Genomic DNA, 25,320 nt, shown 5'->3' on the forward strand with positions numbered 1-25,320 from the left:
ATGATCTGGCAGATGTTCGAGGAGGAGCGCGGCAGCCTCGTGCATTACGTCGGCCCGTTCGATGGTTTCCACTGTGTCCCGGCCTCGGTGTCGAAGACCTGCACNGTCCGCTTCGACAACAACAAATACTCTGTCCTCTCAACGGCTGTCGGCCGCCCTGTTGAGGTTCATGCCTATGCCGAGAAGATCGTGATCCGGCAGGATGGCGTGAATGTCGGTGAGCATNCTCGTTGCTTTGGCCGTGGCGAGACGNTCTANGATCCNTGGCATTATGTCCCTGTTCTGGCTCGNAAACCTGGNGCTTTGCGCAANGGTGCGCCGTTCCGNGANTGGGTNNTNCCNGCNGCNATGGAGAAGGTGCGCCGNCGGCTGAAGAGCGTCCATGATGGTGATCGGCAAATGGTCACCATCCTCGGCTGTGTTCCCACCGACGGTCTGGCGGCTGTCGATGCTGCCTGCCAGGAGGCTTTGGATCACGGCGTCTGCTCGGCCTCGGTGATTATCAACATTCTGGCCCGCAGCCGTGATCCGGCTCCGGCCGCAACCCTGCAAACCCCGGATGCGCTGCGGCTGACCCATGAACCGGTCGCCGACTGCGCACGCTATGACAGCCTCAGGAGGGCAAGCTGATGGAACGTTGCTCATCAGTTCGAGAACCTGTGTAGAGAGCGAAGAGTGACGTGATGCAGTGCCTTGCAAGCCTGCTGGAGTGAGAAATGTTCGTCATGTGCGAGGCGAACTGCAAGGGCTTTTCTCCGTTTCAGTTAGCCGACCCATGAGGACGCGATCGGCTGTCTCCTGCTGAAGCCCATATGGGCTTCGGACGTTCGAGCCGCCCGGGTGGGGGCGACAATGAACATCCCGTCGTTAGATAGCCCGGGACCGCCATGGCCGCCTCAAGCCTTCACGTTAAAGCTCATTGCCCTCCCTTCGCCTGTCCAGGAACTGTTCGATCTTAAGCGCCAGCGCCGCGGGCTCGTGGCCAACCGTTTCAAGATGCAGTTCAGGGCTCTCGGGCCTCTCATAAGGCGACGAAACGCCGGTGAAGTTCGCAATCTTGCCCGCAAACGCCTTCTCGTAGAGGCCTTTCGGATCACGCCGCGCGCACTCGTCGAGCGGCGTGTCGACGAAGATCTCGATGAACTCGTCCTCCTCCATCAATTCGCGCGCCATGCGCCTCTCGTCGCGGAACGGCGAAATCAACGAAACGAGAACGATCAGGCCCGCGTCAGCCATGAGCTTGGCAACCTCTGCCACCCGGCGGATATTCTCAACGCGATCGGCTTCGGTGAAGCCAAGGTCCCGGTTCAGTCCGTGGCGCACATTGTCCCCGTCGAGCACATAGGTGTGTTTGCCGCGAGCGTGCAGCAGACGGTCGAGCGCGTTGGCAATCGTTGATTTTCCCGATCCGGATAGGCCCGTGAACCACAGGACCCCGGGCCGCTGGCCCTTGGTCGCCGCGCGCGCGCCTTTGTTCACGTCGGTTGCCTGCCAATGCACATTGTCGGCGCGCCGGAGCGGGAAGTCGATCATGCCGGCGCCGACCGTTGCGTTAGTCGCCCGGTCGACCAGGATGAAATTACCGGTCGACCTGTTGTCCTTGTAGGCGTCGAAGGCGATCGGCGCCTGGGTCGAGATGTTGCAGACACCGACTTCATTCATCTGCAGGGATTTCGCGGCCTCTCGGGCGAAGCTGTTAATATTGACCTGGTGCTTCAGCGCCGTGACCGTTGCGCTAACACTGTCCGTTTCCGTCCGCAGAATGTAGCTTCGCCCGGGAAGCATGGGGTTAGCGCCGAACCAGATGACATGTGCCTGCAACTGGTCCGCCACAAACGGTCTCGATGCTGGTGCTGCCAGCATGTTGCCGCGCGAAGCATCGACCTCGTCCGTAAGGACAAGTGTCACGGCCTCGCCCTCAGCGGCGACGGCCAAACTCCCGTCGAACGTGACGATCGCCTTGACTGACGAACGCTGCCCGGACTTTGCAACAACGACCGGATCCCCAACAGAGATTCTGCCGGAAGCAACCTGCCCGGCATACCCGCGAAAATCCGCATTGGGCCGCACCGCCAGTTGAACCGGAAAGCGGAACGGCCTTTCCTCAACGAGTGGGTCGAGTTGCACCGTTTCGAGGTATTCGAGAAGTGCTGGCCCAGTATACCAGGGTGTGTCCTTTGATGCAGAAATGACGTTGTCGCCGAACCGCGCCGAGATCGGGATGGGTTGGATGCTGGCAAAGCCCAGTGTCTTTGCAAAGAGCATGTAGTCCACGGCGATTTCGTCGAAGACCGATTGTCGGAAGTCGACGAGGTCGAGCTTGTTGACCGCCAGCACGACATGGCGGATGCCGAGCATCGAAGCAATATAGGAGTGACGCCGCGTCTGCTGGAGGATCCCTTGGCGGCTGTCTATCAAGATCACAGCCAGGTCGGCTGTTGAAGCGCCGGTCACCATGTTGCGCGTATACTCCTCATGGCCGGGAGTGTCGGCAACAACGAACTTTCGTTTCGACGTGGCGAAGTAACGGTATGCGACGTCTATAGTGATGCGCTGTTCACGCTCCGCCTCGAGCCCATCGAGAAGCAGGGCCAGGTCGATCTCCCTCCCACCGATGCGCCCGAGATTTGCCAACTGATCCTCGAAGATCAGCTTTGCGTCGTAAAGCAAGCGTCCGATCAGCGTTGACTTGCCGTCGTCGACCGAACCACACGTGATGAACCTCAGGACCGACTTTTTGTCGTGCTCGGTAAGATGCGCCTCGATGTCATGCGGCGGCACCGTTTGAAGATACGACATCAGAAGTACCCCTCCCGCTTTCTTTTCTCCATCGCCCCGGCTTCGTCCAGATCGATCAGGCGACTCTGCCGTTCCGACGTGCGCACCGTCAGCATTTTCCGCAAGATGTCCGGAACCGTGGCTGCGTTGGATTCAATCGCGCCCGTCAGCGGATAGCAGCCGAGCGTGCGGAAACGGACCAGGCGCTCCGTAATCTCTTCTCCAGGCTGAACTGGCATTCGGTCGTCATCGACCATGATAAGCACGCCACCGCGCCGCACCACCGGCCGGCGTGCCGCGAAATAGAGCGGTACGATCGGAATGTTCTCGCGCCGGATATATTGCCAAATGTCGAACTCGGTCCAATTAGAAAGCGGGAAGACCCGCATCGTTTCGCCCGGCCCGACGCGAGCGTTATAGGTCTTCCACATCTCGGGCCGCTGATACTTCGGATCCCAGCCATGCTGTGCGTTGCGCATCGAGAAGATGCGCTCCTTGGCCCGCGACTTCTCCTCATCGCGCCTCGCTCCGGCGAGCGCTGCGTCAAAACCGTATTTTTCCAGCGCCTGCCTGAGCGCAATTGTCTTCATGAGATGGGTGTGGACGTTGGACCCGTGGGTGAAAGGCCCGATTCCCTGATCGATCCCGTCCTGATTGACGTGCACCAGAAGGTCGAACCCTACTTCGCGCGCTATCCGGTCACGAAACTCGATCATTTCCCGGAACTTCCATTTGGTGTCAACGTGCAGGAAGGGGAAAGGTGGTTTGGCCGGGTAGAACGCCTTCGTCGCCAGATGCAGCAAGACCGACGAGTCCTTGCCGATGGAATAAAGCATAACCGGGTCGGAAAACGTTGCAACGACTTCTCGAAGCACATGAATTGCTTCCGCTTCAAGACGTTGGAGGTTGCCATGAGACATATGATGTTTATCCCTTTGAGACGAATTCGTCATCAATCTCAAAGAATCTCGCATAAGGTCCGTCTGCAAAGTGACGTCGCAACGCGTCGAAATTCTCTACCGTTTCGTCCAGCGGCCGCCATTCCTGGCGCTGAAGGATCGCGCGGCTAGAATGCTGAAGCGATGGAGCGCCCAGAAAATCCCAAATTGTTTCCAAGCATGCGGCCGGTTCACTAAGGAGCCTCTCATATTCGATCTCGACTAAGCTGGCCGAAGCGAATGATTGCTCGACCCGAACGTGGAAATCGTCGGCGGCATTGAAGTAGGCCTCGCAGGAGGCGATAGGCAATTTTACCCGTGGCGGCGGTGCCGCATCGTCATCCGAAGTGAACTTTAGCCATTGGCGGCTTTGCCTTGCCTGCTCCAGCGACCGCAGGGACTCCAATGTATTCCGCCGGTACAAGAAAATGACCTTGAGCCCTGGCCAGTGGGCGAGCTCGTCAAAAAAGCCCGGGCGTTCTATAAACTGAGGCTCGTTGATCTTGCACCCGACATGCGTCACCTTCTTGTCGCTACGCCTCGGGAAGCGCAAATAGGCGAGTTCGAGGAGCTCACGATCGCTCCGTAACAGACGATCCTTATCGGGCCAATTTGTATCATACGTGTTAAGTAACTCGCCGTTGCTCAACACGTTCGGATGCTCATTTAGCAAAGCTTCGAGATAGTGCGTTCCAGTCCTTGGCATCCCAAGGATCACAAATGGTTCAGGTGACAGTGCGGAATGGGTCATTGCTTGTGTCCTCAACATTGTTCGCGAAGGTGTGTGCGGGGCCAGCACTAGAATTCTCTGGCCGCGCAGAGCGGCGCGAGTTCATAACGCGCGGCTTTCTTCCGGCAATTTTCAAATAAAGGTCACGGATCAAGGGGCGGCGTCATTTTGCATGAGGAGGCCAGCACCCGGTTCATGGCGACGCGTTCCATGCGCGGCTAGATCGATCGCTTCCATGCAGGACTTCCCTGCACGCTTGCGATGCTGTGCTGCAGTTGCTGCACGACGGTGGCGCCTGCCCCCGCCGAAACGCGGGGCTTCTCACGAACAAGCTGTCCATCAGACCGATGCCATCCTCCGGAAACCAGCTCCCGATATAAAGCTCCTCGAGTCGATGTGTATCGACGCGGGATGGCACAGCGCACATCTCGGCGGCATCAACAAAATTCATGCTCGCCTCCAGGGCTGCGCCCAATTGCGAGAGCCCGGCTTCCGTGGTGTGCTCTTTGGGTGCCCAGGCCCCGTATGCTTATGTTGAGGCCGCTGAGGCCTGGTTCCCGAGACTGCATCGCGCGTCTCCTTCTTGTATGGGCGACGTCAAGGCATCAGACGCCGGCGAAACAGAGCTGCCGACAGGAAGAAGGGCAGTACCGCGTAGATGCAGAGCGCACCGATATGGAGGCCCATGTTACCGGCCGGACGGCTAAGCAACGCCGGACGAATGAGGTCGATTGCATGTGCCAGCGGCAGGAAATGTGCTGCCTGCTGAAAAACGTTGGGCAATTGGGCAACCGGAAATACGGCGCCGCACAGGAACAACATGGGCGTGAGGACGAGCGTTTGGTAAAAAACGAAATAGTCGTAGCTGGGAGCAAGCGCAGTGATGACCATTGCCAGGCTAGCGAAGGCTAATCCAGTAAGCGCGATGACTGGCAGCGCGTAGAGGACGGACGGCCACGCCGCATAGCCCAGCAGTGTGGCAACAACTGTAATTCCCGTGCCGGCGAGAAAGGCCTTTGTGGCTGCCCACGCCAATTCGCCGAGAACGATATCGCCAAGCGTAAGCTGCGTGTAGAGGATTGCTTCCCATGTGCGCTGAGCGTGCATACGAGCAAAAGCCGCGTAAATCGTCTCGAATGTCGCGGCGGTCATTGCGCTTGTCGCGACCATGCCGCCCGCCAAAAATGCCACATACGAGGTGCCGTCAATACGACCTACAACCACCCCGAGGCCAAAGCCGAGACCAAACAGGTAGATCATAGGATCGGCAAGATTACCGAGAATGGACGCGAGCGCAACCTTTTTCCACGCCAGATAGTTGCGGCGCCAGACCGCAATCCAATTCCAGGCGTTGGCGGGCAGGGCCGCAGCACACAGTTCACGCATCGTTCATTTCTCCATTTCGCGCCCGGTCAGCCGCAAAAAAACATCCTCCAGATTTGGCGGACGCTGCAGAAGGCGCAATCCCGCATGCCCGCGCAGTTGCAGGCGCACCTGTTCCGGATCGGGTGCATAACAAAAGAGAGTTTCGCCGCTCACCTCGATGCGCTGCGCATACGGACTGATGAGCGAATGCAGTTCATGCGGATTGCCGCCATAGATCTCGATGACTTGGCACCCGATCTGCTCCTCGATCAGCGCATGAGGATGGCCTTCGGCTATCTTGCGGCCTTTTTCGAGCACGCACAGCCGATCGCACAACCGCTCGGCCTCTTCCATGAAGTGGGTCGTCAAGATAATCGTCTTGCCGCGCGCCAAAAGCGAGCGCAGGCGCTCCCAAATCAGGTGGCGCGCGTGCGGATCAAGACCGGTGGTCGGCTCGTCCATGACAAGCAGCTGCGGATCGTTGATCAGCGCACGCGCCAGCGTCAGGCGCCGCTTCATGCCGCCGGACAGTTCCGAGACCCGCGCATGCGCCTTACTCTCGAGGCGGGCGAACTCGAGTAGCGACGGTATAATCGCTTCGACCTCGCGCGTGCTCATGCCGAAGTAGCGCCCGAACACCAGTAGATTTTCGCGCACAGTGAACTCAAGATCGAGGTTGTCGAACTGCGGGACCACGCCGATGCGTGCGCGAGCCAAGCGAGCTCGAGCAGGCACCGGCACGCCGAGCACCGTAATCTCCCCTGCATCAGGCGATGTCATGCCGAGGACCATACGTGCGATCGTGCTTTTGCCCGCCCCGTTCGGCCCCAGCAGGCCGAAGCATTCACCAGCCGCAACGCGGAACGACAGCCCGTCGACAACTACCTTGCCCTCATATGTCTTGCTTACCCCGGCGAGATCGATTGCTACCGTGGACATATGATCATCTAACCGTAGTCGTTGCGGCGTCTGGCGATTGCTCAGTTATCTGAGTTCTCGTGAACAGCTGGCCGTCGCACCATACGTGTCCGACGCGTTCCCACTCGCAGGCTGCAGCGGCATCCGGGAAAAAGCCACATCCATGGTAGTTGGCGCTCGTATTGCAAAGCAGCGGAATTCCAGTGAGCTTTTCATATTCGATGAGCAGCTCGACGACTTTGTGTTGAGAGCTTCTGGATATCGTCTGCAGCCGGGCAGATCCGTCGAGATGTACAACAGCGGGGACTTTGTCCTGCCATTCCATTCGCGTCTGATGATCGAACAGCATGTATGGATCGGGCGTTCCGGGGCTGAATATTTCCGGCGCTCGGTCTTCCAGGCATATCGGCGCCACGGGGCGGAAGTGTTCGCGAAGTTTGACTTCGTTCAAAAAATCCTTCATTTCGGGCGAAGTCGCGGATGCGAGAATGCTTCTGCCTCCCAACGCTCGTGGTCCAAGCTCGGCGCGCCCGGAAAGGAAAACCACGGGCCTGTTGCCGGCGAGAATACTGGCGAGTTCTCGCATACTGCACGGCGTGGCCTCCCATCCGGTCGGCACATGGCCACTTTGCAGCACCGGGCCACTGTAGACCGACCATTCCAGAGGGACGAAGCCTTGCTGCGCCACCATTGCGCTGCAAGCGGCACCGATTGCCGAACCGCTGTCATTCGGGAAAGGCGGCACCCAGACGGAATCGAATAGGCCCGCCCCCCGCAGTGCGCTGTTCCATTTGATATTGAGGCCGCAACCGCCCACTATACACAAATTTTGCTGTCCCGGATACGCATAACGCTTCAAGACGGTTGTCATCTCGCGGACGAGGAGACGCTCGAGAAAGAGATGAAACGATGCAAGCACATCTTCAGGCGCCTTTGCCGCCAATCGGAAGACGCTGGCATCGAAAAAATCGTGCACAGCCGCAAGCGTCGCCTCTGCACTGTTGATATCCGCGCGGTAACGATGGGCAGCCTCGGTGTTGCCGGCAAAATGCTCATCGTAGAGCCCCTGGAACACGTCGACGATGCCTTCATCAACCGACCCCAGGGCTATGTAAGCCATCAGCTTGCCGGCAATACCTAGATCCCAGCCAGCGCGGCTCGCCCGCTTATAAGGTCCGAAATAATGGCCGGCGGCAGCGTAGGCTTGGCCGATCACTGGGAACAGGCATTCGAGGAAGCGGGCGCCCCCGCCATCCACATAATAGAGGCGCGGAAAGATGCAGCCATCCCACACCAAGCAGAACGCGGGTTGTCCAGCCTTCGCAAAGGGGCTGGTGCAGTATGCGGAGGCCACATGGCCCGTCACATGGGGATAGCTTTTGTACGAAAAGATCCGGGCATCAAGCACCAAGCCGGAGCCGTCGAGGCAATCGAGAAGGCCCTCGGCATGGCGCTCGACATAAGGCGCCCCCTTGAGTGTTAGGGGAACCACGCCGCTGAGGACCTGGAACTGCGACTCGTCCTCACCGTCCCAGCCGTCGATAACAAACTGATCAACATCGCACGCATTCAGACCGTGTTCGGCCAAAGCGGTGACAACAGCGTCGAGATTGTCGATTGTTTGATATCGCGGATTGTTGTTCCGCTTTTCCTGCTCCACGCAGAAGACGAGACGCCCATCTTCGATAAGGGCGACAGCCCCGTCATGGGTCAGCTTGATACCACAGATGCGCATAACGTCTCCATGTCTAGTCGACAATTCGGTTCATGGGGTATCGGAAACTGGATTCCGGAAAAGCGAGAGCAGACAGTCTTCGTTGATCGATTCACCCCGGCACTCATGACGCTCTACCTCGACCAAGGTTTCGCTCAGCATAGCGATGACCGTCTCGGCACCGGCAACGTGACCCCAGCGCCGGCAATTAGCATCGCGTGCGGAGCCGAAGACCAGGTGGCCGCCTGGCGCAAGCAGCTGTACTATGTTGCCGACGGCCGCGCGCATTTCGGCTATGTCTCCGACATAGTAGAGCACCTCGGCCACCACGATCAGATCAAACGGCTCCTCAGTCGAGAACTGTTGAATATCGGAGACAATCCAGCGGATGTGCGGCGGCTCCTTCATCCGTCGACGAGCCAGCTCTATTGCTCGCGGCACCACATCGATTACTGTGAGCCGTTGGCAGGAGGGAGCTAGTCGTTCTGTGAATACGCCCGCAGCGCACCCTACTTCGAGTGCATTTGTGATAGAGCCTCGACCAAGAGACAATCGAAGCATTTGCGTGTGACGTTCCCGCTCGAACGGATTGCCGGCGAGTCGCCACGGATCGTCTGCGGCCAGTTCCCGACTCAATAATTCATGGTTTGTGTTCTGGGTCAAACTCGTCCACCTGGCTAGATTAACTGTCACTCGTCGCTGCAAACGACGTCAGATGTCATGGGCCTTGTGGAATCGCGCGCGAGATTGAACCTGCGAAGCGGAGCCGACCGGGTCGAGTACTCGGCAATGTTTGATTCAGCCATCGGTTGGGTGGGGACCTGCTTTCCACCCTTGTTTGATGCGTCGGGAGTAAAGCTGCGAGACAGCCAATCGCTGTTGCTCAATGTGCACAGCGCGTAGGCTTTCAGGGGCAATAGGAGAAAAATATTGATGAATGTGTGCAGCGAAAAACCCAGAAACCGAAGCTGACGAGCGCGAAAAGCCACCACGGTACAGCGTATAAACGTCATGGACACGATCATCAGGACTGTCCACCAAGGCACGGTGGCTGTCAGTGCCAGCTCTGCGAGCCCTGTCAGCACCGACAGCGCAAGAAGTAGCGGGCCAAGATTCTGTCCGACTACGTCCAGTGTGAGATAGCGATCCAGGCTGGGCAGTAGGCGCAGCCCAAGCAACGTGTCCCGGAAGGTGCTGCGTGCCCAGCGAAGTTGTTGGCGCAGATACGGTCCTAGTTTGTCCGGAACGACAGTAGCTGCGATAGCGCCTGGAACGTACTCGGTCCGAAATCCTGCCTTCAGCATAAGGATGGTGAGATGGCGATCCTCGCCGAAGTCGCTTGGCTTGCCCCGAAAAAATTGCGACTCGTACTGATCGAGCAGCGAAAGCAGCGCGGACCTGCGATACATGGCACATGGGCCGCAGCAGCACATAACGGCCCCGAAGTGAGCCTGTGCCGCACGTTCCTCGTTGCATGCCAGCCAGTACTCCATATCGATCAACCGGGTCAACCAGGTGTCGCTCCGATTGCTGGCCGTCAATTGCCCCATGGCCGCGCCGACCATTGGATCTTGCATCTTCGGCACAAGCTTTGCGATGACGTCGGGGGCAAGTATCGTGTCTGAGTCGACGTTCAGCACCAAATCTCCGGAGGAGCGGCGTATCGCGGCAATCTGAGCCTTGCGCTTACCAACGTTCTGGGGAAGCAGAATGATATTGACCCTGGGATTGCGCGCGAAGCTGACATGTACAGATTTTACGGCTTCCCGATTTCTGGAACCGTCATCAATCACATAGATTTTGACGTCCCCGGCGTATTCCTGGTTTGTAATGGAAGCCAGACACTCCGAAAGCGTGTGCGGGTCTTCGTTGAAACAGGGGACGATGACATCGACACTCGGCAGCTGGCCGGAGCTGACCAAGCCCTCCGACGCTGATGAGTTGTTTGCCGGCACAGCGTAAACGACCTGCATGCTTTTATAAGCAGTCGAGAGCAGCGCATAGAGCGAGATGGCGACCGCGCTCGTTGTATCAAGCAGATTCATGGAATATCGCCTTCAATAATCTCGAGGAAGCGCGCTGATGACAAATCCGCGGTCATGCAAAGCTGGAATAATGCGAGATAGCGCCGCGACGGTCTGGTAGCGCAGACTGGCGTCATTGTCCGGTTGCAACTCGCTGGGAGGGCACCCGTCGTGCAAGAGAACAATTGCGCCCGGCCGGATGGAGTCGAGCACGGCACTGACGATGGCGTCCACCCCGGGGTTAGACCAGTCGCGCGGATCTACCGACCAGTGGACGGCGGTCAGTCCAGCGCTCGCCACCGTAATGAGGACTTCTTCGGTCCAGATCCCATACGGTGCGCGGATGTACCGCACCGAGGCTTGTCGGGACGCGCTTTTGATCGCTCTGTCCGCCTCGAGTATTTGACTTTGTACTTCGCTTGGTTCGCATATGGACAGGTCCGGATGCGTCATCGTGTGGTTAGCGACCTCGTGCCCTTCCGCGATCATTCGTTGGATCAGTTTTGGCTGATCTGCCGCGTACTCGCCAATGACGAAGAAAGTCGCCGGCACCTGGTGTTGGGCCAACACGTCAAGAACTTCAGGTGTAAAAATTGGATGAGGACCGTCGTCAAACGTTAAATAAACGCTGCGCTGGCCGGAGCCATCAGCGCACTCGCTGGGCACTTCGGACAAGCAATCGAGTTGTGTCATAGCTCCGGCCCGTTCCGATCTATTATCGCACCGGTGGGCCAATCGGACATTGAACGTCCAACCGGCAGAACGATGACCAGTGGATCCTCGACGCGTGTGGGCGGCAGATCGACACGCGCATGTGGAAGTGTCGACCTTACGCTAATTCCCGACAGAACAGTCACCGGCCCGTGTCTGCCGAACCTTTCAACATGTTTCCGCAGCTCTGGCCGAACGGTACCGAAAGCGAATGGAACTTGAAGCTCCTGCAGTGTCGGAGACAAGGCGTGGATTGAATGGGAGATTCCGAGCCCCTCAAGATTCGGACGCACCCCATATAAGCCTAGTTCAGCCACCAGCAGGTCTACTCCGTCAACCTTGATGAAACGGCGCAGCAATCCCATATGAGCCGCCACGCCACTTGAGTCATAGCCGATTGCCCGAAGCTCAGGCCTTGCTCCGGCCCAGCTTTGGCTCCCGCTGAACGGCTTTGCATTGAAGACTCCAGTCGGCCCGTAGGTTTTGCGAAAGAACTCGGCAAGTTCGACATGGTCGGCGAGTTCCAGCTCGTTTTCCCAGCACAGCTTCCACCGCACCTCAGAGCGCATGCAAAGCCCTCCTTCTTCTTTTTTCTTGCTGCTTTTCGGAAGACCGCATTATGGGACCGAAGCAGCTGTCAGTTCGCTGCATGCCAGACAGCGACACTGGGGTTCGCGATATTGGCCAAGTGAGATGATCGCACGTTTCGACAGTGCTCGCGCCTGAAGTGATAAACTCGCTCAATACTTCCGACCTTCCTGAGCCACTCGTAATTTGTGTCGACTTACTTGTCTGGTAACCACCAAACTTGTCGGATTATCGACATTTTTCCTAATGCATCATCACGGGAGATTGGTAAAATTGATTGTTTGGATGGCATGTATCCATGCTGTGGATAGACCTGAACTTCCTCATGCGCTCGACGCGCAGATGACCGCGCGAAATGCCACTGCGGGCGGAGCGTGATTTTGGGGCCGGTCGGTCGCATACGTGGCTTCCCCCACTTAAGCGCCTATGTCGGCGATGAGCAGTCGAAGTGAATGCTGGAGAACCTGTCCCTACGCTGCGTGCGCAAGGCTCGCCTCGGCGCCCGCAACGACGCGAGCGTTTCATGATTTCCTGACAAAAACTGCATAAAGGACCTAAGGCTGCCTTATTTCTTGACGCTGTCAATCTGGGTCCTGTTCGCCATCGACTGCAGTGGGGCGTGTAGACGCTCTTTTCGCCGCAGCATTGCCGCCATCGCTGCAGATCTCTTCGATGCGGCTTAGTAAGCTGAAAACATCCTGTAAAACCTCCTCATCGAAAGTCCGCAACTTCACTATGGTAGCCAACAGCAACACCGCTTTGGTTTCAGTATCGCCCCAAAGATGGGGTGCCGCCGGCGCGATGATCTCTTCCGGAGTTGCATCCAAAACATGGGGTAATCGCGGCGCGATCGTCCCAGGCCAGGTAATAAAATGACGGCTGGCGAGGTGGTTGCCCCCGATAAGATGGAAATACGGGCTCACGATTGGCACCGGGCCCAAACATCATTGGAGGCAACCATGAACCAATATATCGGACTCGACATTTCATTGAAAGATACCGCGATCTCGATCCGACAGGAGGGTAAGCGGATATGGCGGGGCAAGTGCCCTTCGGACCCAAAGCTTTTGGCGCAGCTGGTCCGCAAGCATGCCCCGCACGCCAAGCGCGTTGTATTTGAGACGGGGCCACTGTCGACGTGGTTCTATCATGCGCTGACGGCCGAGGGGGTGCCGGCGATCTGCATTGAAGCGCGACACGCGCAAAAGGTCTTGAACGAGACGCTCAACAAGACCGACGCCAATGATGCGGATGGCTTGGCCCAGCTGGCCGAAGCCGGCTTCTACAAGGCGGTCCGGGTAAAGGCGTTCGACAGCATGTTGACGCGCACGCTGGTGGCGGCTCGCAACCAGCTTTTGAGCATCTCAACCCAGCTCAGCAATCAGATCCGCGGCCTGATGAAGACCTTCGGTCTTATCGTCCCCAAAGGAACAGGTCGGATATTCGATGGCAATGTGAGGAACCTCTTGGATGGGAATGACGGCCTGGCACGGATCATATTGCCTCTGCTTGAGGCGTGGCGCGACATACGCAGGCGCGGGGCCGATCTTGATCGCCAGCTTGTTGCAGCAGCGCGGGAGAGCCAGGCGACGAAACTTTTGATGACGATCCCGGGGATCGGCGCCGTCACAGCCGTTTCCTATGTTGCCGCGATTGAAGATCCAGACAATTTTCGAACGTCGCGCTCGGTTGGCGCCTGGCTCGGGCTGACAACGCGGCGTTATCAGTCAGGCGAGGTCGATTATGACGGCCATATCTCACGAAGAGGCGACAACCATCTGCGCTGACTGCTTTATGAAGCGGCGACGGTGATCCTCACGAGAACCAGTGCCAGCAACGAGAGCAGTCTGAAGAGCTGGGGCCTTCGCGCCCGCATATGGGCCACGGCAATTTGCGCCATTGTCAATATCGCCTTCGGATTGACGCAACGAAAGGAAGTTACATGCGTGCGCCATCAGGTGCTGTTGCGGGACTTTGCTCTGCCTCCGCCACCATGTTTGCAGTGGGAATGGCATTTCTAGGTTACTGGGGTTTGTATGAGCCCGGCGGCTGGCGTAGCGCCGACCTAGTCATTGTGGTTTTGGCGCTTGTCGGATTCGCTGCGCTTGGCTCGGTGCCCTGGATTGTTACAACCCCCGTTGCAGATGACGGGGAGGAGAAGGTAGCAGCCGCCCGGCGAGCTTTGGCTTTGGAAGTCGTCTTGATCTGGCTATCTGTTCTCGTCTCAGTCCTCACCTAAGTTTGGATTTAACAGAGCTGGCGACCATTCGATTTGAACCATGGACACGGACAAGAAGTTGTTGCTGCGGCCCGAGGATCGGGTGCGGCTGGAAGGTTAACTGTCGATCCACAAACGGTTCGCAGAGGAGGTGACGTCGTTTGCGTCCGATGAGCCGGGAGATTTGAGCCCTGATGCCGGGGCTGAGGGCTCGGGGGGAACGACGACCCCTGACCGTTTTCACGACACGCCGCCCCCGATGTCGCTAGCATCATGATCAGCGATCCTGGACCCTAGGGTGACTTCTCAAAGGTGTGTCGCCAGAAGCTTGCATGCGCGGTGCGCACGTCGGCGATCTCCGGTGCCATTGATAAGGACCCGCACGTTGACCCATTCGGGCGCCAACAGCCTGACCGGCATTCAAAGGTCAGTCGCCGTAAGTCATAGCTCCGGCCCCATTCGATTGACTATGCCACCTCACGGCCAGTCGCACGTCGAGCGCCGGACTGCAGAACGACGACAAGCGTCACCGACCATGGGGGAATATTGGCCTGAACTAGCGTCTGCAAGAATGGAACGTTCTGATGTATGCCCCCTGGAGAATTGCTGTCCGCTGAACGACATCCAATGGGCTATCGATGCTTGACTCCGATCAACTGATGTACTTCATGCATCCACGCCATGGATGAAGGAAAATATGCGTTTCAAGGGCCTTGACTTAAATCTCCTCGTCGCGCTCGACGCGCTGATGACCAAGCGTAACCTCACTGCGGCGGCCCGCAGCATCAACTTAAGTCAGCCGGCAATGAGCGCGGCCGTCGCCCGGTTGCGCGCCTACTTCGGCGATGAGTTGTTTACAATGAATCGCCGAGTACTCGTCCCAACGCCGCGTGCGGAAGGGCTCGCCTCAGCAGTCCGCGAGACACTCCTCCACATCCAGCTCTCCATCATTTCCTGGGAGCCATTCAATGCTCTCCGATCTGATCGGTGCTTTAGGATCATCCTTTCCGATTTTATCTCGCTTACTTTTTTTGATAAGGTCGTGAAGCGAGTGGCGCAGGAAGCTCCTGCGGTCAGCTTCGAGTTTCTCCCGCTTGCCGACGATTTCGAGGAGCTTCTGCGAAGCGGCGACGCTGATTTTCTCATTCTCCCGGAGTTGTTTATGTCGAACGCGCATGCTCGCGCGAGATTGTTCGACGAGACACTCGTCTGCATAGGCTGCGGTACAAACCAGCAGCTATCAGAGCCGCTAACATTCAAGAGATACATGTCAATTGGCCATGTTGCGCCCAAATTCGGAAATGCGCAGAGGCCTTCCATCGATGAATGGTATTTGCTCGAGCACGGTTTCACTAGACGTGTTGAAGTCGTCGTGCAGGGCTTCAGCATGATTCCTTCAATGGTGTCGGGTACTGACCGTATAGGGACCATGCCGTTGCGGCTCGCGCAGCATTTCGCAAAAACAGTTCCGCTACAGATCGTTGAGCTTCCTCTGCCACTTCCTGCTTTCACTGAGGCCGTCCAGTGGCCTGCACTCCACAATAGTGATCCGGCGAGCCTGTGGATGCGGGAGATCTTGTTGGACGAGGCGTCACGCATGGCTTCGCCGCGTAACGCCGGGGCGGGGCGGTGAATGTTCGCGGGAATGGCATCTCTCCGCCCACCAGGCGGAAATACTTGTGCAGGCTGTATAAACCGCTCCCCGATGCCATTCGCTCATTGGCAATAGGTTCAGCCTTCAATCTTTTGCGACTGACTGGGTGCCGAAAACGCCCCAGGCGGCTGATCGGTACCATCTCATGTGGAGTCCGCGTCCGGAGATCCCCTGATGATTGGGCGACTGCTACTCGTTTGTTTCCGGACGTGCGTTCAACGCGGTCGATTGATCTCGGCTTACCGGCTAAACGGTAGAAGAATCGGCATGGACAAGCCGGACGGTAATGTCGACGAAGCGCCTGCCGCCTTTTCAAGCCGCGGCGCTCAATGAAGTTTACAAATCAGACCCGAGCGGGAGAATAATCGTTTGGGTCTGGCAGGTGTGGCGAAACCATGCGCGACGCCTCCTCTACCAACAGCTCACGGATCCAGAGGCTCGCCGGATCACTATTGTGAAGCGCAGGCCATTGAACGGCCTCGGTGAACGGCAGGTGTTGTGGCAGCGGAAGCTCAACGATCTGCAACGGTATTGTTTTTGCGAAATGCTGCGCCAGCCGCAGGGGGATGGTTCCTATCCGCTCGGTTTCCGAAAGCATAGGCGGAATCAAACTGTAGCCGTGTACGACGACGTCGATCCGTCTCTTGCAACTGTGCCCGAGCAGATATCGTTCCTCGATGCCTAGCCTCAGGGTATCGCCGAACCCGACGACGACGTGTCCCATCGACATGTATCTGTCGAATGTTAGCGGCTCTGACAGCTGCTTGTTCGAGCCACAGCCCACACACACGTGGACATCGTCGAACAGTCTCGATCTGGGGAAGGCATCCGACATGAATATTTCCGGCAGAATCAGTAGATCAACGTCACCGCGCCGGAGGAGGTCCTCATTGTCGTCAGCAGGAGGCCGAAACTCGAAGCTCACAGCAGGAGCTTCCCGCGCTGCGCGCTCTATGATCTTCTCGAAGAATACGAGTGTAACGTAGTCGGAAAGGATGATCCTAAAGCACCGGTCCGATTGAGCCGGGTTGAAAGGCTCCCATGTAATGATAGATAGTTGGATCTGCAGCAGAGCTTCTCGGACCGCCGAGGCGAGTCCTTCCGCACGCGGAGATAGAACGAGTTCTCGGCCGTTCATCGTAAAGAGATCATCGCGGAAATAGGTGCGCAACCGGGCGACGGCCGCGCTCATGGCCGGCTGGCTTAAGTTGATACGGCGGGCCGCCGCAGTGAGGTTGCGCTCGGTCATCAAGGCGTCTAGCGCAACTAAGAGATTTAAGTCCAGGCCTTTGAAACGCATATCGTCATCTATCCAATCCGTGGATGTATGCCATCCAAATGTCAGCACCCTTCGTTATTAATACAAATTGTCCAAAATCAAGGCGAGCCGCCGGCGCAAACAAGAGGGGTCAACGAACATGGTCTCTGGGGCGCATGTTTTCCACGGTGTCGGCCAAACGCGGGCGCTGCATGCTGTGCCGTCCAATGGCCAACCGATCGCGCTCCTTTAAACCCAGCCTGACCGCTATGACGACGCAATTCAAGATGGGCCCGCGTGGCTGCTTGTGGCGATGGAGCAGGGCACACGCGGTGGTTGCTTCTGCCTCGCTGGATTGGGGCAAGACGGCAAGGTGGCCAGATCCGGCCTGCGGCGTCACGGCATTTGTCGCCTCCCGCATGCCGGGCGCCATATGTGGAACGGCCCGCGTGTCAAGGAGCATTTTCTGACGATATTCGCCGTGGGGTTGGTAGCGGTCATATGTCCGGCCTTTGTGTGCGGCGCATGACCGCTGGCCTTGATGAAGTCCGCAAGGCGAGGGGTTAATCAATCAAACGCGCTTTGAGCGCATGTCGCCGCGACCTCACTCGCCTTGGGATTTCGTCCCCGGGGAATCATCGTCTTTTCATGCACCTTGCCTCTGCCGGCTATCGCGCCGATTAGTGTGTTCTTGTCGCAATTGGGCTCAGGCGCTCGCAACGTCCTTTGCCCGCTCCAGCCCTCGATATACACCACCCTTGGTCAGCAGCGCCCAGATGATTCTCGCCATCTTATTGGCGAGAGCCACGGCCGCAACCTTGAAGGGGCGTCGCCCCAGCAGGTCGCCCAACCATTTTGGCGCATTGGCATGGCCCCGCACGTAACGCAGAACCGCGGTCGCCCCAAGCACCAACAGCGAGCGAAGCTCCGGATTGCCCATCTTTGATATCCCGACCAGACGTTCCTTGCCGCCGCTCGAATGTGGTTTCGGCGTCAATCCCAGCCAGGCGGCGAGATGTCGACCGGATTTAAATCCACTGGGATCTGGAATGAGCGCTTTGATGGAAGCTGCCGTGATCGCGCCGACGCCGGGAATTGTGGTCAGCCGTCGCATGTCTTGATCACGCTTCGCTTCGGCAACAAGCTCTCGCTCCAGTTTGTTGATCTGCAGCGCCAGCGCCTCGATTTGGTCGGCAATTGTCGTCAAAGCGAAGCGGGCTGCTTTGGGCAAACGTTTGTCGGTCTCATCACGGACGATTGCCATCAGGCCTACAATCTTCGTCGTACCGATGCCGGCGATTATTCCCAGATCCGACAGGTGCGCACGCAGAGCGTTGATCGCCTGAGTTTGCTGACGAACGAGAAGGGCGCGTGTCTTCAACACCATCCCCGCCGCCTGCTGCTCAGCCGATTTCACTGGAACGAAACGCATCGTCTTGCGTGTCACCGCCTCGCTAATCGCTTCAGCATCGTCTGTCTTCCCCCGCTTCACGAACGGTTTGACGTAGGCTGGTGGGATCAATCGCACCTCGTGACCGAGCGCGCCAATTTCGCGCGCCCAATGATGCGCGCTGCCGCAGGCTTCGATCCCAACCAGGCATGCTGGCTGCTTTTCGAAAAACCTGAGCACTTCGGCCCGGCGCAGTTTGCGGTTTAGGATAGGGGTACCCTCAGCGTCGGCGGCATGAACCTGAAAGAACTGCTTGGCCAAATCTAACCCGATGGTGGTAATCTGCTTCACGGAACGGCTCCTACTTTGTGGCGTTGAGATCAACGACCACGTTTTAGCACCTGGATGCTGTCGTAGCGGGCTGTTCCACCTCATCAATCAAGGTGAGACTCAGCGTCAATCAGGATGAGACTCGGCGGCGGGGGTGTGACGAAGGGAGGGCGTAGCCCGACCGGAGTTACACCCCCGCCGCGGCGCAATTTTTCGGCGTCTGATGATCGCGGTTAGCCCGTTAGCGTGGGTGATTTTCTGAGAATGGAGAATCACCTTTGTGCCGGGTCGCCATGTAACCGATCATCAGACGAGGCTTTTTATGAAGTACCGACAAAACAATTCCATCGAGGTCTCCGCCGCCAAGGCGTCGATCAGCCGGGCGACAGCTTACCGCATCGAGAAGGAAGTGCGTCTTCCATCGCAGAACAGGCCGCCGCGCGACCGGCGTCGCCCCGATCCTCTTGAGCATATCTTTGACACCGAGGTTGTTCCGCTCCTCAAGGCCGCTCCTGGCATCCGTGCGGTCGCCGTTTACAACGAGATGCTGCGGCGTCATCCGGAGCTGTCCGAAGGTATTCGCCGCACGCTTGAGCGCCGTATCCGATCATGGCGGGCTGTTCACGGTCAGGAGCAGGAGGTGATCTTTCGTCAGACGCACGAACCCGGTCGGTTGGGACTGTCGGATTTTACCGACATGGGCAGTCTCGGCGTGACGATTGCCGGCCAACCGCTCGACCATCTGCTTTATCACTTCCGGCTGGTCTGGTCGGGCTTCGAGCACGCCCATGTCATCCTTGGCGGCGAAAGCTTCGTCGCTCTGGCCGAGGGCCTGCAGAACGCGCTGTGGTTGCTCAGTGGTTCGCCGCTCTATCACCGCAGCGACAGCTTGTCGGCCGCCTTCCGCAACCTTGATGCCGATGCCAAGGTCGATCTGACACATCGCTACGAGGAACTGTGCGCCCATTATCGCATGACGCCGACGCGCAACAACAAGGGCGTCGCGCACGAGAACGGCTCGATCGAAAGTTCCCACGGCCATCCCAAGAATGCGATCCGCGATGCTCTGCTGATGCGCGGAACCAGGGATTTTGGCGATCTCGTTTCTTACCGCGCCTTCATCGATGAGATCGTCAGCCGCCGTAATGCCGCGCATGGCAAGCGTATCGACGCCGAGCGCCGGCATCTACAGGCTCTCCCCGATCATCGCACCAGCGACTTCGAAGAAATTATCGTTGCCGTATCGAGCACCGGCGGCTTCGTCTTGCGCAAGGTCTTCTACACCGTACCTTCCCGTTTGATCGGCCATCGGCTACGGGTACGTCTGTTCGATGATCGTCTCGACGTCTTCATCGGAGGCACGCATCTGCTGACTTTGCCCCGAGGCCGTGCCCATGCGAATGGCAAGCACGATCAGGTCGTCAACTATCACCACGTCATTCATTCCCTGCGCAAAAAGCCGATGGCACTTTTAGGGCTCGTTTATCGAGACAAACTCTTTCCCCGGCCGGAATATCGAAGGACTTTCGACACTCTCATCGAGCAACTGCCCGAGCGGCAGGCTTGCAAGATCACCGCCGAACTGCTGGCACTGGCGCATGAGCGATATCGACGTCAGTGCCGAGGTGACCCGCTCGGCTGCCGGCAAGACGGCGCGGAAGATCAGGATCGGCACCATCTACCCGGCCACCATCGGCGTGCTGCCGGCATTCCTGTCGAAGATCGCCCGCAAGTATCCCGACATCCAGCTGCAGGTCCAGAGCGGCTCGACCGACGACAGGTCATTCCTCTATCGCCGGGCGATGTTAGCTGGAGGTGCGTTTGAAATAAGGGGCCCCTATAGGGTTGTCGGTTCGGATCCCTCACATCAGGATTTTTGTCAAATGTTCATTCGAGTGGCATCGAATTTCTCCTTCGTAGGCGGATCCACGGTCTGAGCCCAGTCATTACCGGCCCGTCCTCGGGCCTATACAACCTCACATCCGGTCGCCGCTCGTGGCGGCTGCACCATTATCCCGCGTTCGACGGGCACGGGCTCAGGAGAACGGGGCCAAACTCAAGGTCGGCGTTTAAAGCCAAAAGGATCCCCGGTCCGTTCACCTGGATCCGTCAGGACTGATCAGGCCCTGAGGATTAGAAACTGTGTTTCGCAGCAGTTTGTGTTTCAGGCGGTTTTCATGATTGCCCCTTCAATTACGACGCCGGAGTTCACGTACTTCCAGAGTGCAACCAGCAACTTACGGGCCAGCGCTACTATCATCGGCGTTTTAAGGCGGCCTGCATTGCGTGCAATGCGTTCCTTGAACCATAAAGTTAACGCCGATTTCGGTTGATGCCGCAACCATAGCCAGGCGAGTTCGACCATTGTCGCTCGTAGTCGCGGGTTTCCCGCCTTCGAGACACCTTGTTCGCGATTGACGTTGCCGCTTTGCCAAGGGGAGGGGGCGAGGCCCGCGTAAGAGGCAACTTGCCGCCGATTGTCGAAGTGTCGGAATAGGCCTTCCGTGTAGAGTATCGTTGCGAACTCCGGACCAATTCCTCTGATGCTCAAAAGCGCGGCCGCTTCTTTCGGCGCCTCCGGCGTCTCGTGGACGATCAAAGCATCTCGCTCTGCTTCGACGGCCTTGATATGCGTGAGCAATAATTCGAGGCGATCAAGCTCTCTGGAGACTTCCGCTTTCAAATGCTTTGAGAGTGGACGGCCATCTCCAGTTCGAAGCTCGTCCAGACGCTGGCGACGATCTCGATTTACAGGCTCGTAATCTCGTATTCCCTGCGTGAAGAGCAGTCCCTTTATGCGGTTGACGTGGAAGACGCGTTCCGCAATCAGGGTTTTCCGCTCCCGCCCGATCCGTCGGTTGTCCTCCTCCTCGGGCGTGAGAAGCTTGACCATCGAACAGGCACGCGGCTCGCCACGTTTCCATGCCATCAGAGCGCGGATCAAGGTTTCGCCATCGATGCGATCGGTCTTCGCCCGGCGATGCCGGCGCGGCATGGCAATGGATGCGGCCTCGACAATATGGCTCTCGATCCAGGCTTCCTTGCTGAGCACTCGGCCTAACCAGAAGCCGTCGAGTCCAGCCTCTTGGATCACCACCAGTGGGTAAAGCCTCTCTTTGCGTCGCTGTGCTTTCTGGCGAAGTGCGGCAAAACACGAGAATAAGCCGGCGGTGTCGCCACCAGTGACAGTATGGCGAGACATCTTTTCGCTTCCTGGCGATAAAGCTGTCACGAGCCATGTCGATTTGCTCAATTCCAACGAGACGAAAATTGCGCCAAGATCGATGGGGGTAGCGGTCTGCGCTTGAGTTTGATCTGCTGTTATCGGCATGATTGGCCTCCAGAGAGTTTTCTAGCGACCTCACTCTGCCACGGTGCAGGCCGCTACTCACCCCTGATGGGATCTCAAGACGTTCCACCTGGAATCCTCGCCCAACTCATTTCTTCGGGACGGCTTTCGGTTTCGGTTGATACAGACGCCGTTTGACGTTCGAGCGTAGAGCATTGGAGAGATCTTTGTCCGCGATCGAAAGGTCGAACCATTCCTGATCAAAGTAGCCACCGCACCAACGAATGGTTTCAGCATATTCTGGATCTTCCCGATCGGCGATGATCTCCAGGAACCGCTCATAACCGGACGCCACCAACATCCTCGGGCGGTCGCGCCCTTTCGCCGGCGATGCAGCTTCCTTGTTTGGGCGGAGAAGCGAGCGTCAAGAACTCCTCAACCGCGAGGGTGTGCCGCCAGCCATCCCCGAAATCATAGTGGTAGATGAAGACGGCACCTTGCTCGAAGTCCAGCAAGCGAACTTCTCTCTGATCGAATACTCGAGGATCGTCGTCGGTCGCATCCTCCGTCAGCGTCTCGACATCCCCATACCGCAGCCCACCGATGCGGAATTCATATAGATGATAGTTCCACCAGTTGAATGCGGCCTGAATTCCGAGATGCAAATGCTCCAGGTTCCAATGGACGGGCAGGACCAACCGACGCCAGACCTCCGGCTCGATCTCGTCGATGGAAACTCTGATCTGCACAGCGTTTGCGGCTTTGAACATTGCACGAATGAACAAGGTTGGGCGACCATCGTCAAGAAGGCCGCTGGGTTGTCATTGTATTCGAATTGGATCGTCCTGACGGCGATCTGACAGCTTGTGCAGCCTTCGAGGCTTACTATCTCTTGTGTAACCCCGAACTGGAGCGTCGTCATGGATCGAAGCGCGGCCGATACCCTGTCGGAATTCCACATTGAGATTCTTCCGCCGGACCGCGAAGAGATGTGTGCGTCGGATGCAATGACCTGTCCGTGTTGTCGAAGGTTACGTCCGGCATCGAGCATGGATGACGATGGCTGCGGGATTTGCGACGAATGCCTGGCACCATGACCGCCGGCTCCAAAACACCGCCACCTCTTCTGGCGACCTTCGAAGACGCGCTTGCGAAATTGCCGGACGGCTATGTCGACGGATATTTTGGTGGCCGGCCATGGGGCGTGACCGTCAAGCGGTCGGAGGATAGCAAACGGATCTGGCTCTATGGCGAGGAGCTTAGCGCAACAGATATCGTCAGTTTCAACCTCTATCGATTGGCTGAACCGGGGTCGATACTGAAACCGTGCGAAATGTCCTCCGCCAAGGTGATCGAATTCGTTCTCGGTTTCGAGCCAGCATCCGAGAAAGCTGCGTCTCGAAAATAGTGGCCGAAAAATAAGCAGAGGATTATGTTGCATTGCAACAAGCGCATGGCTGTATTGCAATCTGAGCGCTGGCGGTCGTAGCAGCCTCTGGTATTTTCAGATCATCGAAGCGATGCACCTCCTCCCGCAAAGCTTCGTGTTTCAGGCGACCCATTCCTCCTCCCAAGGGGCGCCTGACGGAACAGCGGCACTCCTCCTCCCAGCCGTTGTTCAATTCTTTCGAAAAGCCTGCCGCACCTCCTCCCGCGGCAGGCTTTTTCGTTTTCCGATACAATCAAGCTCTGAGGTCAGGTGTTAAAGCAGACTGCCCTGTGCCACCGGCTCTCCGGATTTCGAGACGATCGAGGAGCCATAGACTTCGCGCGACGAAATAATTAGCGCGTCGTCCGGTAACGGGCGGGCCAGCTCCTTGGCCTCCTCCCAAGGCGCCCGCATCCAAGTGTCGGTCTCTTCCTTCGTCAGCAGCAGGACCGGCATGGCCTTCTCATGGATCGGCTTCACCAGGCTGTTGGGATCCGTGGTCAAAAACCCATAGAGATCGTCGCTGGTCAGGCCGTCCTTGACCTTTCGGACACTCAGCCATTGCGGTACATGGATGCCAGCGAAAAACATCAGCGACTTTTCCTTGTCGCGGGCAAACCATGCATTGGGCACATTGCCACCCTCTTCCTGGCTGGCCGGATCCGGTTCCGCGAAGCTGGTGACCGGGACGAGGTACTATTTTCGACACCGAACCATCGCTTCCAGTGCGGAAAATTGAGCTTGCGCACGTTGGTCGTACCGCGGTCGGCCTCCTTTGCGACAGAACCCGATAAGTTACAGTGCCGGACGCGTCATCGCCGTAAGGTTTGCGAAGGAGACTGGCCGAAGCGAAGTTTATAGTCGACTGCGAACCGTCCCATATGGCCGAATCCCCATTTTAGGGCGATCGCCGCGACGGACAAAGCCGGCGAAGCTTGCTGAAGCTCCTTGTGAGCCGCTTCCAGCCGGAGATGCTGGAGATAGGTCATCGGTGTCGTCATCTTGAAATCTTTGAAACCCTTCTGAAGCGACCGCACACTGACCTGGCACGCGTCCGCGATGTCACCGAGACTGATGGGGCGAGAGATGTTTGCGTGCATGAAATCAATGGCGCGCTTGACGTGGCGTGGTGCCGGCGACGGCGCCGCACGAGCGAGCTCGCCGGAAAAGTGGTGCGGCACGGTTTCCAGGATGAGGTCGGTCATGGCGCCGGTGAGGTTCGACAGTGCCAAAGGCGATTGGCGTAGGGCAGCGTCTTGCGCCAACCCGCTAAAGGTCGCTTCGGCAAGATCCTTCAATATCAGCCCTGGTCCCGAGGTTAGATCGATGTCGGGATGGAAGTCGAGCGGTCCGCGCACAGGCATCTCCAGCATTCTATGCAGCCGGTTGATCATTTCGTTCTCTTCCACGATCATCACCAGATGTTGGCGCGGTCCGGCGAAGCGGACGGTGCCGAGGGCCGGCCCATTGGAAATGAAGCCACGGCCGGGCTTCGACTCGAAGGTTTCGTTGCCGCGCTTAAAACTCGCATTGCCTCGCAAGGGAAAGAAGAGCACGAACTTGCCGCTGTCTGCCTCAAGCTTGCAGCGAAAATCACCTTCGTAGGTGCAAAAGCCAAAAGAAACCGGACCGGCGGAGACGAATTCGCAGTCAAACGACATGGCCTGGTTTGCCGCAGATTCAACCTTTATCGGTGATGCGGCCGTCGAAAGCGCCCGAGACAACTCATCTGGATCTGTTCCGAAAAACCGGAAACTTTCTTCCGGCGCCGCCGGTTTCAATCGTGATTTCATGCCCTGCCTCATATGCCGGATGCGACCCGCTTTCGCGAAAAGGACGATCAGCAGTTTTCGACTTGCACACCGGATGAGCCCGGCCAGCGGTGATAGAATTCATTGATACGCATTTGCTTATGTGTGCCCGGGTAAACGCAGCGTAAAAGGTACGGCCCCATGGGCACGTACCTCAAACCGAAAAACGGTTCAT

General features: G+C 57.8%; 19 protein-coding genes and 5 pseudogenes. 7 read left to right on the forward strand and 17 right to left on the reverse strand.

Annotated elements, in window-relative coordinates; translation table 11 throughout:
- The coding region (locus A3AY_RS0126665; protein ID WP_018328734.1) for a Mu transposase domain-containing protein at positions 1–630 on the forward strand (630 nt) is incomplete at its 5' end.
- Positions 631–909: 279 nt separating this feature from the next.
- On the opposite strand, the gene nodQ is transcribed toward A3AY_RS0126665, so the two are convergent.
- From nodQ to A3AY_RS36230, 11 genes are all read right to left on the reverse strand, one after another.
- The gene (nodQ, locus tag A3AY_RS0126670) at positions 910–2,799 is read right to left on the reverse strand and encodes a bifunctional sulfate adenylyltransferase/adenylyl-sulfate kinase NodQ (RefSeq protein WP_018328735.1); all 1,890 of its coding nucleotides are present in this window, start codon (positions 2,797–2,799) and stop codon (positions 910–912) included.
- Positions 2,799–3,698, reverse strand: coding sequence for a sulfate adenylyltransferase subunit CysD (gene cysD, locus A3AY_RS0126675; RefSeq protein WP_018328736.1), 900 nt, complete (start codon positions 3,696–3,698; stop codon positions 2,799–2,801). The genes nodQ and cysD overlap by 1 nt, the downstream gene beginning before the upstream one ends.
- Before the next feature lie 7 nt (positions 3,699–3,705).
- Positions 3,706–4,467: a sulfotransferase gene (locus tag A3AY_RS0126680; protein WP_018328737.1), complete on the reverse strand. Its 762-nt coding sequence runs from the start codon at positions 4,465–4,467 to the stop codon at positions 3,706–3,708.
- A 576-nt stretch (positions 4,468–5,043) separates the two neighbouring features.
- Entirely contained in the window at positions 5,044–5,832 is a 789-nt protein-coding gene (locus tag A3AY_RS0126685) for an ABC transporter permease (RefSeq protein ID WP_018328738.1), read from the reverse strand.
- 3 nt (positions 5,833–5,835) lie between these two features.
- Positions 5,836–6,750: a nodulation factor ABC transporter ATP-binding protein NodI gene (nodI, locus tag A3AY_RS0126690; RefSeq protein WP_018328739.1), complete on the reverse strand. Its 915-nt coding sequence runs from the start codon at positions 6,748–6,750 to the stop codon at positions 5,836–5,838.
- 4 nt (positions 6,751–6,754) lie between these two features.
- Positions 6,755–8,464 (reverse strand): nodulation protein NodU, encoded by a 1,710-nt coding sequence (nodU, locus tag A3AY_RS0126695; RefSeq protein ID WP_018328740.1) that lies wholly within the window; start codon positions 8,462–8,464, stop codon positions 6,755–6,757.
- Positions 8,465–8,494: 30 nt separating this feature from the next.
- Positions 8,495–9,106: a nodulation methyltransferase NodS gene (gene nodS / locus A3AY_RS0126700; protein WP_026203860.1), complete on the reverse strand. Its 612-nt coding sequence runs from the start codon at positions 9,104–9,106 to the stop codon at positions 8,495–8,497.
- Between the two features lie 26 nt (positions 9,107–9,132).
- Positions 9,133–10,488, reverse strand: a complete 1,356-nt coding sequence (gene nodC, locus A3AY_RS0126705) for a chitooligosaccharide synthase NodC (RefSeq protein WP_018328742.1) — start codon at positions 10,486–10,488, stop codon at positions 9,133–9,135.
- A 12-nt stretch (positions 10,489–10,500) separates the two neighbouring features.
- A complete protein-coding gene (gene nodB, locus A3AY_RS0126710; protein ID WP_018328743.1) occupies positions 10,501–11,160 on the reverse strand; it encodes a chitooligosaccharide deacetylase NodB in 660 nt (219 codons plus the stop codon).
- The gene (locus A3AY_RS0126715) at positions 11,157–11,747 is read right to left on the reverse strand and encodes a NodA family N-acyltransferase (RefSeq protein WP_018328744.1); all 591 of its coding nucleotides are present in this window, start codon (positions 11,745–11,747) and stop codon (positions 11,157–11,159) included. Before A3AY_RS0126715 ends, nodB begins: the two co-directional genes overlap by 4 nt.
- A 600-nt stretch (positions 11,748–12,347) precedes the next feature.
- The gene (locus A3AY_RS36230; RefSeq protein WP_234913105.1) at positions 12,348–12,689 is read right to left on the reverse strand and encodes a hypothetical protein; all 342 of its coding nucleotides are present in this window, start codon (positions 12,687–12,689) and stop codon (positions 12,348–12,350) included.
- A 36-nt stretch (positions 12,690–12,725) separates the two neighbouring features.
- On the opposite strand from A3AY_RS36230, the pseudogene A3AY_RS36235 reads away from it, so the two are divergent.
- The 3 genes and pseudogenes from A3AY_RS36235 to A3AY_RS0126735 all read left to right on the forward strand — a co-directional run.
- Positions 12,726–13,640 (forward strand): annotated as a pseudogene (locus tag A3AY_RS36235) (IS110 family RNA-guided transposase); the annotation flags it as partial.
- A 68-nt stretch (positions 13,641–13,708) separates the two neighbouring features.
- Positions 13,709–14,005, forward strand: coding sequence for a hypothetical protein (locus A3AY_RS0126730; protein WP_018328748.1), 297 nt, complete (start codon positions 13,709–13,711; stop codon positions 14,003–14,005).
- 676 nt (positions 14,006–14,681) lie between these two features.
- On the forward strand, positions 14,682–15,617 hold the full coding sequence (locus A3AY_RS0126735) for a LysR family transcriptional regulator (RefSeq protein ID WP_018328749.1): 936 nt from the start codon (positions 14,682–14,684) through the stop codon (positions 15,615–15,617).
- Positions 15,618–15,981: 364 nt separating this feature from the next.
- Here A3AY_RS0126735 and A3AY_RS0126740 read toward each other — a convergent pair whose 3' ends face one another.
- Both A3AY_RS0126740 and A3AY_RS0126750 read right to left on the reverse strand, forming a co-directional pair.
- Positions 15,982–16,938 carry a LysR family transcriptional regulator gene (locus tag A3AY_RS0126740; RefSeq protein ID WP_018328750.1) on the reverse strand — a complete coding sequence of 319 codons (957 nt, stop codon included), beginning with the start codon at positions 16,936–16,938 and terminating at the stop codon, positions 15,982–15,984.
- 664 nt (positions 16,939–17,602) lie between these two features.
- Positions 17,603–18,637, reverse strand: a complete 1,035-nt coding sequence (locus A3AY_RS0126750) for an IS110 family RNA-guided transposase (RefSeq protein ID WP_018328752.1) — start codon at positions 18,635–18,637, stop codon at positions 17,603–17,605.
- Between the two features lie 259 nt (positions 18,638–18,896).
- On the opposite strand from A3AY_RS0126750, the pseudogene istA reads away from it, so the two are divergent.
- Both istA and A3AY_RS41700 read left to right on the forward strand, forming a co-directional pair.
- Positions 18,897–20,222: pseudogene (gene istA / locus A3AY_RS36240) on the forward strand (IS21 family transposase); the annotation flags it as partial.
- A pseudogene (locus A3AY_RS41700) lies at positions 20,215–20,394 on the forward strand (LysR family transcriptional regulator); the annotation flags it as partial. The pseudogenes istA and A3AY_RS41700, both read left to right, overlap by 8 nt.
- Positions 20,395–20,780: 386 nt before the next feature.
- Here A3AY_RS41700 and A3AY_RS0126760 read toward each other — a convergent pair.
- Entirely contained in the window at positions 20,781–21,947 is a 1,167-nt protein-coding gene (locus tag A3AY_RS0126760; protein ID WP_018328754.1) for an IS110 family RNA-guided transposase, read from the reverse strand.
- Positions 21,948–22,053: 106 nt separating this feature from the next.
- Positions 22,054–22,675: pseudogene (locus A3AY_RS36245) on the reverse strand (plasmid pRiA4b ORF-3 family protein).
- Positions 22,676–22,986: 311 nt separating this feature from the next.
- On the opposite strand from A3AY_RS36245, the gene A3AY_RS0126770 reads away from it, so the two are divergent.
- The gene (locus tag A3AY_RS0126770) at positions 22,987–23,313 is read left to right on the forward strand and encodes a hypothetical protein (protein ID WP_018328755.1); all 327 of its coding nucleotides are present in this window, start codon (positions 22,987–22,989) and stop codon (positions 23,311–23,313) included.
- Positions 23,314–23,607: 294 nt separating this feature from the next.
- Here the strand turns inward: A3AY_RS0126770 and A3AY_RS36250 are convergent.
- Positions 23,608–24,110, reverse strand: a pseudogene (locus tag A3AY_RS36250) (SOS response-associated peptidase family protein); the annotation flags it as partial.
- Between the two features lie 36 nt (positions 24,111–24,146).
- Entirely contained in the window at positions 24,147–25,115 is a 969-nt protein-coding gene (locus A3AY_RS0126780) for an AraC family transcriptional regulator (protein WP_018328757.1), read from the reverse strand.
- Positions 25,116–25,320 lie beyond the last annotated feature (205 nt).

Origin of the sequence: Rhizobium giardinii bv. giardinii H152 (genome assembly GCF_000379605.1) — a bacterium.
Lineage (GTDB): Bacteria > Pseudomonadota > Alphaproteobacteria > Rhizobiales > Rhizobiaceae > Pararhizobium > Pararhizobium giardinii.

Bases quoted from the DNA above. Each gene is read 5' to 3' on its own strand.
- nodQ (WP_018328735.1), bottom strand. From the start codon at position 2,799: ATGTCGTATCTTCAAACGGTGCCGCCGCATGACATCGAGGCGCATCTT.
- cysD (WP_018328736.1), bottom strand. From the start codon at position 3,698: ATGTCTCATGGCAACCTCCAACGTCTTGAAGCGGAAGCAATTCATGTG.
- A3AY_RS0126680 (WP_018328737.1), bottom strand. From the start codon at position 4,467: ATGACCCATTCCGCACTGTCACCTGAACCATTTGTGATCCTTGGGATG.
- A3AY_RS0126685 (WP_018328738.1), bottom strand. From the start codon at position 5,832: ATGCGTGAACTGTGTGCTGCGGCCCTGCCCGCCAACGCCTGGAATTGG.
- nodI (WP_018328739.1), bottom strand. From the start codon at position 6,750: ATGTCCACGGTAGCAATCGATCTCGCCGGGGTAAGCAAGACATATGAG.
- nodU (WP_018328740.1), bottom strand. From the start codon at position 8,464: ATGCGCATCTGTGGTATCAAGCTGACCCATGACGGGGCTGTCGCCCTT.
- nodC (WP_018328742.1), bottom strand. From the start codon at position 10,488: ATGAATCTGCTTGATACAACGAGCGCGGTCGCCATCTCGCTCTATGCG.
- nodB (WP_018328743.1), bottom strand. From the start codon at position 11,160: ATGACACAACTCGATTGCTTGTCCGAAGTGCCCAGCGAGTGCGCTGAT.
- A3AY_RS0126715 (WP_018328744.1), bottom strand. From the start codon at position 11,747: ATGCGCTCTGAGGTGCGGTGGAAGCTGTGCTGGGAAAACGAGCTGGAA.
- A3AY_RS0126730 (WP_018328748.1), top strand. From the start codon at position 13,709: ATGCGTGCGCCATCAGGTGCTGTTGCGGGACTTTGCTCTGCCTCCGCC.
- A3AY_RS0126735 (WP_018328749.1), top strand. From the start codon at position 14,682: ATGCGTTTCAAGGGCCTTGACTTAAATCTCCTCGTCGCGCTCGACGCG.
- A3AY_RS0126740 (WP_018328750.1), bottom strand. From the start codon at position 16,938: ATGCGTTTCAAAGGCCTGGACTTAAATCTCTTAGTTGCGCTAGACGCC.
- A3AY_RS0126760 (WP_018328754.1), bottom strand. From the start codon at position 21,947: ATGCCGATAACAGCAGATCAAACTCAAGCGCAGACCGCTACCCCCATC.
- A3AY_RS0126770 (WP_018328755.1), top strand. From the start codon at position 22,987: ATGCCTGGCACCATGACCGCCGGCTCCAAAACACCGCCACCTCTTCTG.